Below are 16,186 nucleotides of genomic sequence, written 5' to 3' on the forward strand. Positions count from 1 at the left end.
CGGACGAGGCTTTTTTGTTTGCGCGTCGGCAAACTGTAGCTGCCGGCCGACTGATACAGCATGAGCCCATCCCTCGGGCCTTGTGCCTTGTCCGGCCTGGGCCGCATTCCTACACTGGTGCCATTCCTCCACTGCGAATTGCACACCATGACTGAACTCCTGCCGCTGGTCACCTATTGCCTCGTGATGTCGGCCACGCCCGGACCAAATAACTTCATGCTCGCCATCACCGGTGCAAATTTCGGCGGCCGCGGTGCCGTACCTGTCATTCTTGGCATCCAGGCCGGCCTGTTTGCGCAAACCATGCTGATGTGCGTAGGACTGGGAAGTGTCTTCGTCGCCTATCCATTGGCGCAACAGGTCCTGCGCATTACCGGTGCCTTGTATCTGATCTACCTGGCATGGAAGCTCAGCGGAGCGTCCGTGGATGGAACCCAAGCCCCGAAAGCGGTGTCGTTTATCCAGGCTACCGTCTTCCAGGCGCTGAATCCCAAAAGCTGGCTGAAAGCCATCACCGTAGCTTCGGTCTTTATGCCCGCGGGACAGGATACGGTTGCCAACGCGCTGCAAGCCTCCCTGATCGGTGCACTGGTGGGAGCTCCATGCAATGCCACCTGGGCCCTGTTCGGCATATCCATTCGCCGCTTGCTGAAAGAACCGCGCATGCAGCGCACATTCAACTTCTCCATGGCCGGCATGCTGTTCGTCCTGGCCCTGGCGTTTTTGCGCTAGACTCCAGGGATGCTCTCCATCGACCGCACCTCTCCCGTTGCCCTGTCAAAGCAGATTGAAGACCAGCTGCGGCACCTGGTCGAAAGGCGCGCGCTGCCTGCGGGCGCCAGGCTCATGTCAATACGCCAGCTGGCGACGCAACTGGCGGTCAGTACAAATACCGTCGTGCTGGCCTATGACCGGCTTGTCGCGGCGGGCATCATCGATTCGCATGGCACGGCGGGATTCTACGTGCGCACAAGGAGCGATGACGGCCGGTCGGCGCCGGACGAAGCCGCACTGGAAGCCGGCGAGGAACAGGAGCCTGTCTGGCTTGCGCAACAGGCAAACGACCAGCGTGCCGGCGTTTTGCTGGCCAGTAGCGGCGCTTTGCCGCCGACCTGGCTGCAAGACGCGGTACCGGCTACCGCAGTGCAAAAGGCGATCGCAAACAGCACTGCGGGCATGGCTTCGCGCTGTCCGCCCCAGGGCCTGCCGGAATTGCGCGAGCATATTGCGCTGCTCTTGCAAGGCATCGGCGCCCCCATCGATGCAGGCCAAATCCTCACTACCTTTGGCGGCACCCATGCGATCGACCTGATTTGCCGCAGCTTCCTGCAACCCGGTGACACGGTGCTGGTGGAAGACCCTGGCTTTTTCCTGATGTTCGGCAGGCTGCGCCAGGAGGGCATTCGCCTGGTGCCCATCAAGCGGCGTCCCGAAGGCCTGGACCTGGACGCATTGGAGGCTGCCTGCCGCGAGCATCGTCCCCGCATGCTGTTCGTGCAAACGGCCTTGCACAACCCGACCGGCTGGAGCAGCAGCGCAGCCAACCTGCACAAGGTTTTGGTATTGGCGCAGCAGTACGGCTTCCTGATCGCCGAGGACGATGTGCACGGCCACTTCCAGCAAGCCCAAAGCACCCGGCTGGCATCGCTTTCCGGCCTGGATGGCGTCATTTACTATTCCAGCTTCTGCAAGGCGCTCAGCCCTGCCCTGCGCATGGGCTATCTGGCCGCCGCGCCTGCCCTGCTCAAGGTGCTGATGCGGGCCAAGATCCATTCGGTCATGACGACGCCTGCGCTGAACGAATATGTGCTGCTCGAAGTGCTCAGGGCTGGCAACCTGCGCAAACACCTGGACCGGCTGCAACGCAAAATCATGGCGGCACGCAGCGCCAGTGCGCGCCAATTAAGCGCGGCAGGCGTACATTTCGAGCAGCCCGGCGACGCCGGCATTTTCCTGTGGGGCACCATGCCGGAGGGCCTGGACGTTGACCTGCTGGTGCAGGACGCCTACCGCAACAAGATCCTGCTGATGCGCGGCGCCGCCTTCTCGGCCAATGACACGCCGGACCGGCATGTTCGCTTCAACGTGGCGTTCAGCCAGCATCCGCGCCTGAGCAAATACCTGCAAGAGCGCCTGGAGGCGGTGGCAGCGGTGCGCCGTTCATCCCTGATTTTTACCGCTCGTCACGGCTGACGCGCGTTCGTATCGGCGCGCTGGCGGGCTTGCACCCACCTGTCTAGCCTGCATGCTGTCTGCCACTTTCTGGAAACAGCCATGCTCACGCTTCGCCACCTGAACAAGACCTACGCCAACGGCGTCCACGCCAGCAACGATATCAGCCTCGACATCCCGACCGGCCTGTTTGGCTTGCTCGGGCCGAACGGCGCCGGCAAGTCCACCCTGATGCGCACCATCGCCACGCTGCAGGAACCGGACAGCGGCACCATCCACCTGGATGGTGCCGACGTGCTGCGCGATCCGCAGGCGCTACGCCGCAAGCTGGGCTATCTGCCGCAAGACTTTGGCGTTTATCCCAAGGTCAGCGCGCTGGAGTTGCTGGACCATTTTGCCATCCTCAAAGGCCTGACGCAGCGCGGGGAACGCAAGGAGGCGGTGGAAGCGCTGCTGCAGCAAACCAACCTGTGGGAAGCGCGCAAGCGCGCCGTGGCCAGCTATTCGGGCGGCATGCGCCAGCGCTTCGGCATTGCACAAGCCCTGCTGGGCGCACCGCGGCTGGTGATCGTCGACGAACCGACCGCCGGACTGGACCCGGACGAACGCAATCGCTTCCTGAACCTGCTGGCCCGCATCAGTGAGCAGGTGATCGTGATCCTGTCGACCCATATCGTGGAAGACGTGACCGACCTGTGCACGCGCATGGCCGTTATCGGCAAAGGCCGGGTACTGGTTGAAGGGGAGCCGAAGGCCGCCATTGCGACGCTACGCGGCCGCATCTGGCGCGGCGCCGTCAGCGATGCCCAGTTGCCGGAGCTGCAGCAGCGCTTCACCGTGCTGTCCTCGCGCCTGGTGGGCGGCAAGCCGCAGGTCAATATTTACGCCGACCACCAACCGGACAGCGGCTTTACCCAGGTCGAACCGGGCCTGGAAGACGTCTACTTCCTGCAATTGCGCGAAGCTGCCTGAGGACCGCACCATGTGGAAAACTTTCTTCTCCTTCGACTTGCGCTACCACCTGCGCCAGCCACTGCTCTGGCTCAGCGCCCTGCCGCTGATGCTGCTCGCCTTCAGCTCCGCCGGCAGCGACACCGCCCGCATCGGCGGCAGCATCGGCAATGCCCACCTGAACGCGCCGCTGGTGATCGTCAACCAGATCGGCGTGTTGAGCATCATGGCTTTGTTCCTGGTGACCTTCTTCGTCGCCGGCGCCCTGTTGCGCGACAATGAGGTCGGCATGGCGGACCTGCTGTTTGCCACGCCGATGCGCAAGATGGATTACCTGCTGGGCCGCTTCCTGGCCGGCTTTTCCGCTTGCCTGCTGGTGTTCGCGCTGATCACGCTTGCCATGGTGCTCGGTTCGCGCATGCCCGGCATCGATCCCGCCCGCCTCGGCCCATTCTCCCTGTACGCCTATGCCTGGGGCTTCATGGTGTATGCGGTGCCCAACCTGCTGTTCGTCTCAGCCCTGCTGATGCTGCTGGCGGCGACCACGCGCTCGATGATGATGGTGTATGTGGGCGTGCTGGGCTTCATCGCGTTGTGGGGCATTGCCGGCTTCCTTGGCGGACGCGCCGACAGTGCCGCGCTGGCTGTGCTGCTCGATCCGTTCGGCGTGCGAGTCCTGTTCCAGGCCACGCGCTATTTCACCGCCGCCGATACCAATGCCCACCTGCCTGCGCTGGAGGGCGCGCTGCTGGCCAACCGTGTGCTGTGGAGCGTCCTGGCGCTGGCCATGTTCGGGCTTACCGTCGTGCTGTTCAAGCCACTGCGCACCGGCACCGGGCGCGGTTGGCGCAAGATTCGTGCGGCAGGACAGGCGCAAGCTGCGGCGCAGGACGTTGCAGCCCGCATCGCAGCGCGTCCATTGCCGCGCAGCGTGCCGCGCTTCGCCCCGTCGACCGGCTGGCTGCAGGCGGCGAGCCTGCTGCGCGCCGATGCGCGCGCGATCTTGCGCAGCCTGCCCTTCCTGGTGATGCTGCTGCTGGCGTTGGCCAACTTCTTCGCCAATTATACGATCGGCGGCATGCGCTTCGATAGCGTGCCCTACCCCTTGACCCGCCTGATGCTGGAAGAACTGGCCGGCGGCATGAACGACATGCTGGTCATCGTGCTCCTGTTCTTCGCCGGTGAACTGGTGCATCGCGACAGGCAGGCGCGCATCGATGGCCTGACCGGTGCGCTGCCAGTGCCGGCCTGGGCACCACTGCTGGCCAGGTTTGGCGCCTTGGCAGCCGTAGTGCTGGCCTTCCTGCTTGCCGGCGTGCTGGCAGCCATTGCGATCCAGCTGGTGGTGGGCGGCGTGCAGCTCGAACTGCCGCTCTACGCCCAGGGCACCTTGCTCTCCTCGGCGTATTACCTGCTCCTGGCAATGGCCCTGCTGGCGCTGCAACTGGCAGCGCGCAACAAATTTGTCGGCTACGTGCTGGGGATCGCCCTGCTGGCATCGGGCCCGCTGCTGCGCGGCATGGGCATCGAGCATCCGCTGGCCTCGTTCGCCGCCTTGCCGGTGCTGCGCTATTCCGACATGAACGGTTACGGCCATTACCTCGCTGGCTGGAGCTGGTTCGCCTTGTACTGGACCTTGCTGGCGGCCGGTATCTTGTGGGCAGCGGGCGGATTTGCCACCCGTGGACTCGACGCGCTGCGCGGCAAGGCTGGCCTGGCATGCGCACTGTGCCTGGCAGCAGGTGCCGGTACCGGCAGCTGGATCTACTACAACACCAATGTGCTCAACCAATACCGCTCCAGCCAGGCGTGGCTTGATTTTCGCGCCGGCTACGAAAAAGCGTATCGCCAGGACATGGACTTGCCGCTGCCAAGCCTGACCGGCATCCGCGCCGATGTCGACATTTTCCCCGCCACCCAGGCGCTGCGCATTCGCGGCCACTATGTCTTGCAGAACAAGCAGCCGTCGGCGCTGGCCGTGCTGCGCATCCAGACCGATTTGCGCGGAACAACACGCTTCCATCGCCTGCCGGCAGGCCGCATGCTGCGCGATGACAAGCAATACGGGGTGATGGACTGGCAACTGGAGCAACCGTTGGCGCCGGGCGCGCAAATCGAACTCGATTTCACCGTGGAGGTGGCGCGCAACGGCTTCACCGCCGACGGCAAGCCACTTGCGGTCAACAACAATGGCACTTCGTTTGCTTTTGAGGACTTCTTCCCCAAATTCGGCTACAACCAGTCGATCGAACTGGACGACGACAAGGCGCGCAAGGCACGCGGCCTCGGGCCTGCGCACCGCATGCCGACGCTGGAAGAGCGCCAGGCGCAATCGAAAAACTACTGGAAGCTGTTCGGCATCGACGCCGACAGGATCGATTTCGAAACCACAGTCTCCACCAGCGCCGACCAGCTGGCACTGGCGCCGGGCGAGCTTGTGAACAGCTGGGAGAAGGACGGCCGCCGCTACTTCCACTACAAGATGAACCAGCCGGTCCTGCCTTTCTTCGGCTACCTGTCGGCGCGCTGGCAAGTCGAACGCAGCGAATGGAACGGCGTACCGATCGAGGTGTATTACGACAGCCGGCACGCCTACAACGTCAAGCGCATGATCGACGGCGCGAAGGGCGCGCTCAAGTACTACACCACCAACTTCGGCCCTTACCCTTACGGCCAGGTGCGCATTGCGGAAACGCCGCTGTACCAGAGCTATGCGCGGGCGTTCCCGACGCTGACGCCGTTCTCCGAATCGCTCGGCTTCATCAATGATCTGCGCGATCCGGCGGCGGCCGACCACGTGTACTACGTTACCGCGCACGAACTGGCGCACCAGTGGTGGGGCGACCAGGCCATCGCTGCAAACATGCAGGGCGGCGGACTGGTGACGGAATCGCTGGCGGAGTATTCGGCCCTGATGGCCATGGAGAAGCGCTATGGCCCCGAACAGGTACGCAGCATCCTGCGCTTCGACCTGGACGAGTACCTGCGCGGCCGTGCCGCGGAGGGCGCCGAGGAGCAGCCGCTGGTGCGCAACGAAAGCCAGATCTACCTGCAATACCGCAAGGCCAGCCTGGCGTTCTACCGTCTGCGGGAAACGATAGGCGAAGCGGCACTGAACCGCGCCATCAAGCGCTTCCTGGAGGCCACGCGCTACCGCAACACGCCCTACACCGGCAGCACGGAATTGCTTGACTACATCCGCGCCGAAACCCCGGCTGCCAGCCAGGCGCTGGTGACGGACCTGTTCGAGCGCATCGTGTTCTATGACAACCGCATCCTGGAAGCGAAGGCCAGCAAGCGTGCCGACGGCCGCTGGAACGTGGAAGTGACCGTGCGCCTGGCCAAGACCGAGGCCGATGGCAAGGGCAAGGAAAGCGCCCGCACCTACGATGAACCGGTCGAACTGGCCGTCTTTGCCGGGCAGCGCGAACTGCAGGCAACGCAGCACATGCTGCCGGCAGGCGAGTCGCGCGTGATGCTGACAGTCGCCGAGCGGCCGAGCGAAGTGGCAATCGATCCGCGCCAGTTATTGATCGACCGCGTGCCTGGCGACAACCGCAAAAAGATCGAGCAGGCGAATTAAGGAAGCTACAGGCGCTTGAGCTGCTTGAACTCGACTGCGCGGCGGCGCGACATGTCGACGTTCAAGCCGCCTTCCAGCATCAGCACCAGGCCGCCGGCGGGCGACGGGCCAACCTCGCGCACGAAACGCAGGTTGACGATGTGGCGGCGGTTGACGCGCATGAAATGCCGGGTATCCAGCCGTTCTTCGAGCTGGCTCAGGGAGCGCAGCAGCAAGGGCCGGTTGTTGTCGAAATAGACCCGCGTATAGTTGCCCTCCGATTCGAACAGCACGATCTGCTCGAGGTCCACGAACCAGCAACGTTCGCCGTCCTGCATGAAGACCTTGCCGTCATTGGGCTTGGGCGACTTTGGCTCGGCATCGCGGCTGCGCTTTTGCAACGCCTGCGCAAGGCGCGGCGCTTCGATCGGCTTGAGCAGATAATCGAGCGCGTTGGCATCGAATGCTTTCAGCGCGAACTGGTCGTGTGCCGTGGTGAAGATGACGGCAGGCGCCTGCTCCAGCGCAGCCAGCAGGTCGAAGCCGCTGCCATCCGGCATCTGGATGTCCAGGAACACCAGGTCCGGTGCCATATGGCGGATGGCGTGCAGGCCGTCCGCTACGCAAGCTGCCTCCGCCACCACATCCACCTCGGGATGGGCATCGAGCAGGCGCCGCAACTCGTTGCGCGCCAGGCGCTCGTCATCGATGATCGCTACTCTCATGCTGCTCCTTGCGGCAAGGTGACGGTGGCGCGTACCCAGCCTTCTTCTTCCTCCAGCACGCAAGCAGCCTGCGGGCCGCATTGCAGTGCCAGCCGGCGCACGGCGTTCGCCAGCCCCAGCCGCGTCGAACTGCTGTTCGCAGCCAGGCGGCCCTGGTTGCGCACTTCCACCCGCACCAGGCCATCGTCGCCGAGGCGGGCACTGATCCGCACCTGGCACGGCGCCACCATGCGCTCAACGCCATGCTTGACCGCGTTCTCCACCAGGGTCTGCACCACCATCGGCGGCAACGGCGTGTCCACCAGGTCCGGATCGACATCGATGGCCACCACCAGGCGCTCGTCGAAACGCAGCTTCTCGATGCCGAGATAAGCGCTGACGGCCGCCAGTTCTTCCGCCAGCGTGATGGTATCGGCCTGCCCGGCCTGAAGGCGCTGGCGCATCATGCCGGCCAGCTGGCCCAGCGCATGCGAAGCGGCTTGCGCATCCTCGTGGACCAGCGACCGTATGCTGTTCAGGCTATTGAAGAAGAAATGCGGGTTGACCTGGAATTGCAGCGCACGCAATTCGGCATCCTTGGCGCTGACTTCCAGTTCCAGCCGCGCCAGCTCCGCATTGCGCGCGCGCCGGCGCGTCAGGGCTACCGCATAACACAGCGTCCATGCTGCGAAGGCGAGGAACCACAGCACCACCAGCATGGCGTAATCGGCCGCGCTGACGGAGGGATCGCGCACCAGGGCACCGCCCCGAAACAGCAGGTCCGCCAGCAGCAGGAAGCCGGTCTGCGCCACAGCCAGCAAGGCCAGGCCGGCCAGCAGGAGGCCAAATGGCAGAATCGAACCGGCCAGCCAGCTGCGCCTTTTCAACTGCCAGCGCCACAGGTGCGACAGGCCGAAGCCGGTCGCCATGCAGAATGTCTTGGCAAGCGCAAATTGCAAAGCCTCCTCGGAATTGCTTTGCGAAGAAGATAGCAGGCCGATGGCCGCCATGCCGCCCCACCCCGCCAGTTGGCAGAGCCAGTAATCACGCTGCGTTGTACGATCCTGCATGGTTGCGCCGATAGTAGTCCAAACTGCCAGATGGTAGCAGCCGGCTTGCAAATTTACTATCCCCTAGCGGAAGCGCTTCGGCTGGCGGCGGCGGTTGGCGGCGTTCTGGTCTTGCAGGATGCCGTCCACCCGCTCGGAGGCGGAGCGCGAGAGGTCCAGCGCCTGCGCCACGTCGGGGAAGAATTCAGGCAGGCGGTAGCCAAGCCAGGCATAGGCCGAGTACAGGCGGCAGGCATCTTCCGCTTCCTGCAGGTTCATCCACTGCAGCGGGTTCTGCTCGGGATGCAGGTGGGTCACGCGCTGGCGCGACAGCGACACGCACCAGTGCTCCCAGGCTTTCTGCAGCGTCACCACGTTGGAGGAAACCGGCACCAGGGACAGGGTGAACTTGTCCGCCACCGACAGCGGCAGGGTATCCAGCCACTCGGCGCGCTCGAACTGCTCCTCCGTGATGCGCGGGAAGAAGAAGCCGTCCGGCACGTCGATATTGTGGACGAAGCGCTTGAGCAGCCGCGCCAGCGAGTCTTCGCCGGTGACGGAAGCGATGCGGTGCAGGTGCTCCAGCGTCGGCGCCACTGCGAACCCGGTAGCCTTCAGCGGCGGCAGCTTTTCCTTCAGCAGCGAGCGCATTACGCCGTGCGTCTCGTCGTCGTAGCCGGCCACATGGCCTTCCTCGTGCACGCCGTAACGCCCCGCCCTGCCGGCGATCTGGCGCGCCAGCGCTGCCGGGATTTCCTCTTCCTCGTACCCATTGTATTTGACGGTGGTGGTCATCACCACGCGCTGGATCGGCAGGTTCAGTCCCATGGCGATGGCGTCGGTGCCCACCACCACGTCCGCATGGCCGTCACGGAAACGCTGTGCCTGCGCGCGCCGCACTTCCGGCGACAGGTTGCCGTACACGGTGGCAACCGACAGGCCGGCCTCGGTCACCATGTCGCGCCACATCAGCACTTCGCGGCGCGAGAAGGCAATCACGGCATCGCCCTTGCGCAGGCCCTTGAGCTTGCGCACGGCGGACGGCTCCATCGACAGCGGCGCCTTGCGCTTCAGGATGTGGACCTCGATCGGGCATTCCAGGCGCTCGGCCAGCGCCTCCACCGCGCGCCGGGCTTCGGCGGCACCCACCAGGTAGACCGTGCGCGCCGGCGCGCCGCAGACGGCGGCCGTCCAGGCGGCGCCGCGGTCGCGGTCGGACAGCATCTGGATCTCGTCGATCACAGCCACCTCGACCTGGGTCCGCGTATCCAGCATTTCCACCGTGCTGGCGACGTGGGTCGCGCCCTCCTCGATGCGGCGTTCTTCACCCGTCACCAGGCTGACCTTCAAGTCGGGATCGGAAGCTTGCAGGCGTTCATAGTTTTCCAGCGCCAGCAGGCGCAGTGGCGCAAGGTAGACCCCGCTGCGCGCCTTTGCCAGTGCCTCCATCGCCTTGTGCGTCTTGCCGGAATTGGTCGGGCCCAGCAGCGCGATGAATTTGCGCGGCAGGCGGCGCGCCACTTCAAAGGTATCGGGATACTCGGCCAGGTTGATGCTTTGGCGCGTGCGTTCCGCATGGCGCTCCTCGCGATGGCGTTCCACCGCGTGCTCCAGGCGCTGCCGGATACGGTCGAAGACGACGCCGGCCGGCTCGGACGTCTGCATGTCTTCCAGCGCATGCAGGAAATCCATCGGCCGCATGCCGTAATCGTCGCACTCCTCGCGCAATTCGGCGGCGAAGGCGGTGACGTCGGCGTGCAGCGTGCTTTGCGCGGCTTCGCTGCCGCGCTCCAGCAGCAGGGCGGCGCGCCCATCGCGTTCCAGCTTGCGCCATTTGGAAGGCTTGGCCAGCACGCCTTGCTGCGGCACCAGGTCGTAGGGAACGTGCAGGCCGTCCAGCTCCACAGTGCCAGTAAAGCGCAGGAATACGCGGCCTTCCTGCTTTGCCAGTTCGATGCCGCGGGCCGCAAGGCCCAGCTCAGTCACCAACTGTTCGTCGTCGTCAAAATCTGTCATGGCGAGACGATTATAGCGAATGACGCCGCGACGCTAGTTCCAGATGCGGTAGACCCAATAGGTTTCGTCCTCCAGCCCGCGCCGTAATATTTCCGAAGGACTCAGGCCGCTGATCTCGCGTGCTTCGCGGCTCATGTGCGACTGGTCGGAATAACCGCCTAGCTGCGCCATGTCGCCGAGCGAAACCTTGCCCTTCAGCGCAGCGTCGCGCGCTGCGATGAAAGTCTGCTCGGCGCGATAGGACCGGCGCAGGCGGCGCAGCGGCTGGCCAGCCCATTCCCGGATGCGGCGCTCGGCCATGCGAACGCTGCGGCCGATGCCGGCGGCAGCGGCCTGCCCTTCCAGGCGGCGCACCCAGTCGCCCACCGCGCCATCGAAGGTGCTGTCGTCGCGCACGGCGCGCCAGCGCGGCTCAAGGAAGTCCTCCAGCAATGCTACGCGCGCTTCGTCGTCCGGGGCAGCGAGCATGTGCGCCGCCAGTTGCTGCCAGTCGGCGCCGAGCAAGGCTTCCAGCGGCTGGAACTGGTCGACGATGGTGCTCATATCGATTCCGGTCAGGCGGTGCAAGGCCTCGGGAAAGAACAGCACGGTCATGAAGTGCGTCGGCCCCGGATTGGCGGAAACCGTTGGCCCGGTCCACGCTCCGGACAGCAGGACGCCGCCTTGCGGGCACGCCATGTCCGGCATCGGCGGTTCGACCATCACGGATTCGCCCACCAGTTGCAGGAACAGCACCGGGAAGCCCGTGGCGGGATAGCGGTTCAGGCGCTGCGCATCGGCCAGCGCGCAGCCAACCGTATTGCGCACGACGATCGCGCGCAGGCAGGAAGCGAGCGAACGGCGCGGAACGATGAATTTACTAACTGGCAACATGCACAGCATTGTAGCGCGATGTCGCAAACGTTCAAGACCGCACCGAAGTCCCGGCGCATACTGGCCACCATGGATACCACGACCGCCCCAGCTACCGGCGCGCTGCGCCAACTTTCCGACCTGCCCGGCCCCAAGGGGCTGCCCTTCCTCGGCAATGCCTTGCAGCTCCGGCCCCGCAAGGTACATGCCGATGTCGAAGCGCTGGCGCAGCAGTATGGTTCGCTGTTCCGCCTGAGCATAGGCCGCACGCAGGCGCTGGTGGTTGCCGATGCTGCGCTGGTCAACGGCGTGCTGCGCGACCGGCCGGACGGCTTCCGCCGGCCCGATGTGACAGCCCAGGTATCGGATGAAATGGGCGGCGAGCGCGGTGTCTTCCTGGCGGAGGGCGCGGCCTGGCGCAACCAGCGCAAGATGGTGATGCAGGCGTTTGCGCCGCATGCGATCAAGGCCTATTTCCCTCTGCTGGCACGCGTCGGCGCACGCCTGCAGGCGCGCTGGGTGCAAGCGGCGCAGGAAGGCCGCCCTATCGCCCTGAATGCAGACCTGAAGCGCTATACGGTGGACGTGATCGCCGGCCTGGCTTTCGGCGAGGAGGTCAACACCATCGAACACGGCGACGACGTGGTGCAGCAGCAGCTTGAACTGATCATGGACGGCACTGCGCGCCGTTCGCTGCTGCCGGTTCCGTACTGGCGCTATATCAAGCTGCCCTACGACCGCAAGCTGGAGGCCGCGGTGCTTGCCATGCGCGAAGCGACCAATGGTTTCATTGCCAAGGCGCGCCAGCGCATGCAGGACGATCCGGCACGCGCCGAGCGGCCGCAGAATATGCTGGAAGCGATGCTGGCTGCCGCCAACCAGGAAGGCAGCGGCATCGACCACGCCGCCGTGGTCGGCAATGTCAGCACCATGCTGCTGGCGGGCGAGGACACGACCTCCAGCGCCCTGTCCTGGCTGATATGGCTGCTGTCGCGCCACCCGGCTGCGCTGCAGCGTGCGCAGGAAGAAGTGCGCCGCATAGCGCCAGATCCGCTGGGATTTTCCATCGAGCAGATGGATCAACTGGAGTACATCGACGCCTGTGCACACGAAGCCATGCGCCTGAAACCGCCGGCGCCTTTCATTCCCCTGCAGGCCAACCGCGACTGCGTGGTGGGCGACGTGCAGGTGCCCAAGGATAGCGTGGTGTGGTGCGTGCTGCGGCACGACAGCGTGGCTGAAACGAAGCTGCGCAATGCCGCGGATTTCGATCCGCAACGCTGGCTGGAAGGCAGCAACGCGCGCCAGTTGGCGATGCCGTTCGGCTCCGGGCCGCGCCTCTGCCCGGGACGCTACCTGTCGCTGCTGGAAATCAAGGTCGCCATGGCTTGCCTGCTAGGACGCTTCGAACTGGTTTCGGTCGAAGGAGACAGCCAGGAGTACCACGGTTTCGTCATGTCGCCTGGCGCCTTGACGATGCGGCTTTCGCCAACAACTGGATAGTCAGCGCAAAAACAAAAGCGCAGAAGAAGGATACTGCCACAGGCTGCGCACGCAGCAGCAGCGAAATCGCCACGCAGAACGCTGCGAAGGCAAAGTAGCCGAGAATGGTGCCGCGCAGCAGTTGCACCGCGCTGTCGCGCCCGGCCTGCACATGGGTGAAGCCAACCAGCACCGTTCCCATCACCGGAAACATGGCGAAGAAGCCGCTCAGGCGCGGGCCGAGTCCAGCAGCGGCGGCGCTGACAGACATCACCAGCACTGCACCGGCCAGCATGCGCCACGGCAGGTCGCCGCCACGCCGAAGCGCCGGCGACGAACCCGAAGCGGCCGGGCTGGCCGAGGCATGGCGAAGCGCAGGGAACAGGCGCGGTGCGAGCAGCAAGGCGGCGACAACCGCCAGCGCGGCAAACGGCAATGGCAGCCGAACCGACTGCAGGCCCGCCACCGCCAATGCCCAGGCACCCAGCGCGACCGGCATCGCCCCCGCAACGCCCATCCGGGCCGACGCCCACGCATACGCCAGGCTGAAGCTAATCATTGCCAGCACGGCCATCAGAGTGCCTTCCGCGGCACTGGCGGCAAAGCCGGCGCCCTGCTCCAGCGAAATCGCCAGCAAGATCGGTCCCGCAACGATCGGGAAGGCGGAAAGCCAGCCCGCAACGGCAGGGCCCCAGCGCCGCCCGGCCAGGGTAACTGCGTAAATCAGGGAAGGAACGAGGAAGAGTTTCAGGGCGAGCACGGAATTCATGGGGCGCGAGTCTAACACGCGCGGCCTTTGTATCAGCTAAGTAACAGCACGTTGACATGGGCCTGCCGAATCCTCACTATCGTCGCTCCATTGAATCAACCAAGCCTGTGCAATGATTGCAACTAAACTCTTCCCCAAGCTCACTTCCCTGCTGATCTTCGGCGCCTGCGCCGGCCTGGCCCAGGCGGCCTCGCTCGAACCAGCCAGGCATGCCATCACCCACGAAGACGTCTGGCTGATGAAGCGCGTCGGCGCCCCGCAACCTAGCCCGGATGGCAGATGGGCCGTGTTCTCGGTCACCGATCCAGCCTACGACAGCAAGGAACAATGGTCCGATATCTGGATCAAATCGCTGGTGGACGACAGCGCGCCGCGCCGCCTGACCTTCAGCAAGGGCGGAGAATCCGCGCACGCCTGGTCGCCGGACAGCCGCTTCCTGCTGTTCGTCGCCAAGCGCGAAGGCGACGACGCGCCGCAAATCTATCGCCTCGACGTTGCCAGCGGCGGCGAAGCGCAGCGCATGACCACCCTGACACTGGGTGCGCGCATGCCGAAGTGGAGCCCGGACGGCAAGCAGATCCTGTTCGTCAGCGAGATCTTCCCAGGCACCACCGACGAAGAAGCAGTGAAGAAGGTCGCCAAGGAGCGCAAGGACCGCAAGTACAGCGCCCGCGCCTACGAGTCCTTCCCGCCACGCTTCTTCGACAAATGGCTGGACGACAAGAAGGTGCGCCTGTTCGTGATGGATGCCCAGCCCGAGGCCAAGCCACGCGACATCCTGGCCGGCAGCAAGCTGGCCGAACTGCCTGGATTTGGCGGCAGCCAGGGCGACGATGGCCAGTCCCTCAACGCGGTCTGGACGCCAGATGGCAAAGGCGTGGTGTTCGCCGTTTCCACCAACCGCGACCAAGCCGCACGCGCCTCGACCTTCACACAGGTCTACAGTGTGCCGGCAGCGGGCGGCGAACCGGCCCAGTTGACCAGGGATGGCCGCAGCTACCACGACCTGCGCTTCTCCCCGGACGGCAAGACGCTGCTTGCCCTGACCGAAGAAGAAGTGCCGAACAAGGTGTACGACCTGACCCGCGTGGCAAGCTTCGCCTGGCCCTTCACTGGCGCCCAGCCGAAGATCCTGACCCAGGACCTGGACCGCTCGATCTCGCGCATTGCCCTGCCAAGCGACGGCAAACGCATTTATTACTCGTTCGAGCATGCCGGCCTGGAAAAGGTCAATTCGATGAACTACGCCGGCGGCGACAAGCGCGAAGAGCCATCGCTGCCGAACGGTTCGATCAACTCGCTGAACGCCGGCGGCAAGGCACTGGTAGGCGTATGGGAATCGGCCATCAATCCGCCGGAGATCTACTCCTTCAACGGCACGCCAAAGCGCCTGACCTCCTTCAACGTGGAAAAAGCCGCAGCGATCGACTGGCAAGCGCCCGAGCACTTCTGGTACAAGACCCCGGACGGGCGCCAGATCCACAACATGATCGTCAAGCCAGCCGGCTTTGACCCGAACAGGAAATACCCGCTGTTCGCGGTGATCCACGGCGGCGCCGCGAATATGTGGCGCGACCAGTTCGTGCTGCGCTGGAACTACCACCTGCTGGCCAAGCCAGGTTACGTAGTGCTGCTGACCGACTACAAAGGATCGACCGGCTACGGCGAAGAGTTCGCCCGCTCGATCCAGCACGACCCGCTGAAAGGCCCGGGCGACGAAATCAACTGGGCAGTCGATGAAGCGATCAGGAAGTACCCGTTCATCGACAGCACCAGGCTGGCAGCCGGCGGCGCGAGCTATGGCGGCCACCTGGCCAACTGGCTGCAGGCCACCACCACCCGCTACAAGGCCATCGTGTCGCACGCCGGCGAAATGGACCTGGTGATGCAGTGGGGTACCAGCGACAGCATCTACGGCCGAGAAGTCAATGGCGGCGGCCCGGTGTGGAGCAACCTGCCGGTATGGCGCGAGCAAAGCCCGATCATGCAAGGTGCGAACCACGAGAAAGGCACCGGCTTCAAGACGCCGATCCTGATTACCGTGGGCGAACTGGATTACCGTGTCCCGGTCAACAACGCGCTGATGAACTTCGCGGCACAACAGCGTTTGAATACGCCAAGCAAGCTGGTAGTATTCCCGGACGAAAACCACTGGATCCTGAAAGGCGAGAACAGCCGCTACTTCTATAACGAAGTACATGGCTGGCTCGCCAAATACCTTAAATAAGAGGAGAAGTAGAAGATGACGGTTGCAAACTGGTGTATCGCCGCGGCCTGCCTGCTGCCAATGATGGTCGCGATGACCTCAAAGGTCGCCTCGGTCGCAGGCAAGGACCGCTACGACAACGCCGATCCGCGCGATTGGGCCGAGCGCCAGGCCGGCTGGATGAAGCGCGCCCATGCGGCACACCTGAACGGTTTTGAAGCACTGCCGCTATTCATTGCCGCCGTCATCCTCGCGCAGCAGGCGCACGCCAACCAGGACCGCGTCGACATCCTGGCGATGTCTTTCGTGCTGATTCGCGTCACCTACAGCATCATCTACATCAGCAACCTGGCCACGCTGCGCACGCTGGTGTGGTTTGCCGGCATCGGCGTCAGCCTGGCAATCCTGGCCCAGGCCTGACAT

At 64.5% G+C, this 16,186-nt stretch carries 12 protein-coding genes; 7 read left to right on the forward strand and 5 right to left on the reverse strand.

The genetic code is table 11. The features are described 5' to 3' along the window. The first annotated feature begins 60 nt into the window (after positions 1 to 60). From ASD58_RS07760 to ASD58_RS07775, 4 genes are all read left to right on the forward strand, one after another. A complete protein-coding gene (locus tag ASD58_RS07760; protein WP_229209926.1) occupies positions 61 to 732 on the forward strand; it encodes a LysE family translocator in 672 nt (223 codons plus the stop codon). Positions 733 to 741: 9 nt separating this feature from the next. Beyond that, positions 742 to 2,193 (forward strand): PLP-dependent aminotransferase family protein, encoded by a 1,452-nt coding sequence (locus ASD58_RS07765; protein WP_057260527.1) that lies wholly within the window; start codon positions 742 to 744, stop codon positions 2,191 to 2,193. Between the two features lie 81 nt (positions 2,194 to 2,274). After that, a complete protein-coding gene (locus ASD58_RS07770; RefSeq protein ID WP_057260529.1) occupies positions 2,275 to 3,144 on the forward strand; it encodes an ABC transporter ATP-binding protein in 870 nt (289 codons plus the stop codon). Between the two features lie 10 nt (positions 3,145 to 3,154). Further along, positions 3,155 to 6,706 (forward strand): M1 family aminopeptidase, encoded by a 3,552-nt coding sequence (locus ASD58_RS07775; protein ID WP_057260531.1) that lies wholly within the window; start codon positions 3,155 to 3,157, stop codon positions 6,704 to 6,706. A 5-nt stretch (positions 6,707 to 6,711) separates the two neighbouring features. Here ASD58_RS07775 and ASD58_RS07780 read toward each other — a convergent pair whose 3' ends face one another. The 4 genes from ASD58_RS07780 to ASD58_RS07795 all read right to left on the reverse strand — a co-directional run bounded on the left by ASD58_RS07780 (position 6,712) and on the right by ASD58_RS07795 (position 11,327). Continuing rightward, positions 6,712 to 7,410: a LytTR family DNA-binding domain-containing protein gene (locus ASD58_RS07780; RefSeq protein WP_057260533.1), complete on the reverse strand. Its 699-nt coding sequence runs from the start codon at positions 7,408 to 7,410 to the stop codon at positions 6,712 to 6,714. After that, positions 7,407 to 8,459 (reverse strand): sensor histidine kinase, encoded by a 1,053-nt coding sequence (locus tag ASD58_RS07785; RefSeq protein WP_057260535.1) that lies wholly within the window; start codon positions 8,457 to 8,459, stop codon positions 7,407 to 7,409. Before ASD58_RS07785 ends, ASD58_RS07780 begins: the two co-directional genes overlap by 4 nt. Before the next feature lie 63 nt (positions 8,460 to 8,522). Next, complete coding sequence (locus tag ASD58_RS07790) at positions 8,523 to 10,454, reverse strand: helicase-related protein (RefSeq protein ID WP_057260536.1); 1,932 nt, start codon at positions 10,452 to 10,454, stop codon at positions 8,523 to 8,525. Positions 10,455 to 10,487: 33 nt separating this feature from the next. Continuing rightward, positions 10,488 to 11,327, reverse strand: coding sequence for an AraC family transcriptional regulator (locus ASD58_RS07795; RefSeq protein ID WP_057260613.1), 840 nt, complete (start codon positions 11,325 to 11,327; stop codon positions 10,488 to 10,490). 18 nt (positions 11,328 to 11,345) lie between these two features. Here ASD58_RS07795 and ASD58_RS07800 point away from each other — a divergent pair, with 18 nt between their 5' ends. Further along, positions 11,346 to 12,809 carry a cytochrome P450 gene (locus ASD58_RS07800; protein ID WP_082565288.1) on the forward strand — a complete coding sequence of 488 codons (1,464 nt, stop codon included), beginning with the start codon at positions 11,346 to 11,348 and terminating at the stop codon, positions 12,807 to 12,809. On the opposite strand, the gene ASD58_RS07805 is transcribed toward ASD58_RS07800, so the two are convergent. Further along, positions 12,760 to 13,557 (reverse strand): hypothetical protein, encoded by a 798-nt coding sequence (locus tag ASD58_RS07805; protein WP_057260538.1) that lies wholly within the window; start codon positions 13,555 to 13,557, stop codon positions 12,760 to 12,762. The two genes, ASD58_RS07800 and ASD58_RS07805, sit on opposite strands and share 50 nt — an antisense overlap. Before the next feature lie 112 nt (positions 13,558 to 13,669). Here ASD58_RS07805 and ASD58_RS07810 point away from each other — a divergent pair, with 112 nt between their 5' ends. Continuing rightward, positions 13,670 to 15,784, forward strand: coding sequence for a S9 family peptidase (locus ASD58_RS07810; RefSeq protein ID WP_057260540.1), 2,115 nt, complete (start codon positions 13,670 to 13,672; stop codon positions 15,782 to 15,784). A 15-nt stretch (positions 15,785 to 15,799) separates the two neighbouring features. After that, positions 15,800 to 16,183 carry an MAPEG family protein gene (locus tag ASD58_RS07815; RefSeq protein ID WP_057260541.1) on the forward strand — a complete coding sequence of 128 codons (384 nt, stop codon included), beginning with the start codon at positions 15,800 to 15,802 and terminating at the stop codon, positions 16,181 to 16,183. The last annotated feature ends 3 nt before the right edge of the window (positions 16,184 to 16,186 follow it).

Origin of the sequence: Duganella sp. Root1480D1, from assembly GCF_001427305.1 — a bacterium.
Classification (GTDB): domain Bacteria; phylum Pseudomonadota; class Gammaproteobacteria; order Burkholderiales; family Burkholderiaceae_D; genus Rugamonas.

What these genes read in the sequence shown, in the direction of transcription:
- ASD58_RS07760 (WP_229209926.1), top strand. Translation starts at nt 61, where the DNA reads ATGAGCCCATCCCTCGGGCCTTGTGCCTTGTCCGGCCTGGGCCGCATT.
- ASD58_RS07765 (WP_057260527.1), top strand. Translation starts at nt 742, where the DNA reads ATGCTCTCCATCGACCGCACCTCTCCCGTTGCCCTGTCAAAGCAGATT.
- ASD58_RS07770 (WP_057260529.1), top strand. Translation starts at nt 2,275, where the DNA reads ATGCTCACGCTTCGCCACCTGAACAAGACCTACGCCAACGGCGTCCAC.
- ASD58_RS07775 (WP_057260531.1), top strand. Translation starts at nt 3,155, where the DNA reads ATGTGGAAAACTTTCTTCTCCTTCGACTTGCGCTACCACCTGCGCCAG.
- ASD58_RS07780 (WP_057260533.1), bottom strand. Translation starts at nt 7,410, where the DNA reads ATGAGAGTAGCGATCATCGATGACGAGCGCCTGGCGCGCAACGAGTTG.
- ASD58_RS07785 (WP_057260535.1), bottom strand. Translation starts at nt 8,459, where the DNA reads ATGCAGGATCGTACAACGCAGCGTGATTACTGGCTCTGCCAACTGGCG.
- ASD58_RS07790 (WP_057260536.1), bottom strand. Translation starts at nt 10,454, where the DNA reads ATGACAGATTTTGACGACGACGAACAGTTGGTGACTGAGCTGGGCCTT.
- ASD58_RS07795 (WP_057260613.1), bottom strand. Translation starts at nt 11,327, where the DNA reads ATGTTGCCAGTTAGTAAATTCATCGTTCCGCGCCGTTCGCTCGCTTCC.
- ASD58_RS07800 (WP_082565288.1), top strand. Translation starts at nt 11,346, where the DNA reads ATGTCGCAAACGTTCAAGACCGCACCGAAGTCCCGGCGCATACTGGCC.
- ASD58_RS07805 (WP_057260538.1), bottom strand. Translation starts at nt 13,557, where the DNA reads ATGAATTCCGTGCTCGCCCTGAAACTCTTCCTCGTTCCTTCCCTGATT.
- ASD58_RS07810 (WP_057260540.1), top strand. Translation starts at nt 13,670, where the DNA reads ATGATTGCAACTAAACTCTTCCCCAAGCTCACTTCCCTGCTGATCTTC.
- ASD58_RS07815 (WP_057260541.1), top strand. Translation starts at nt 15,800, where the DNA reads ATGACGGTTGCAAACTGGTGTATCGCCGCGGCCTGCCTGCTGCCAATG.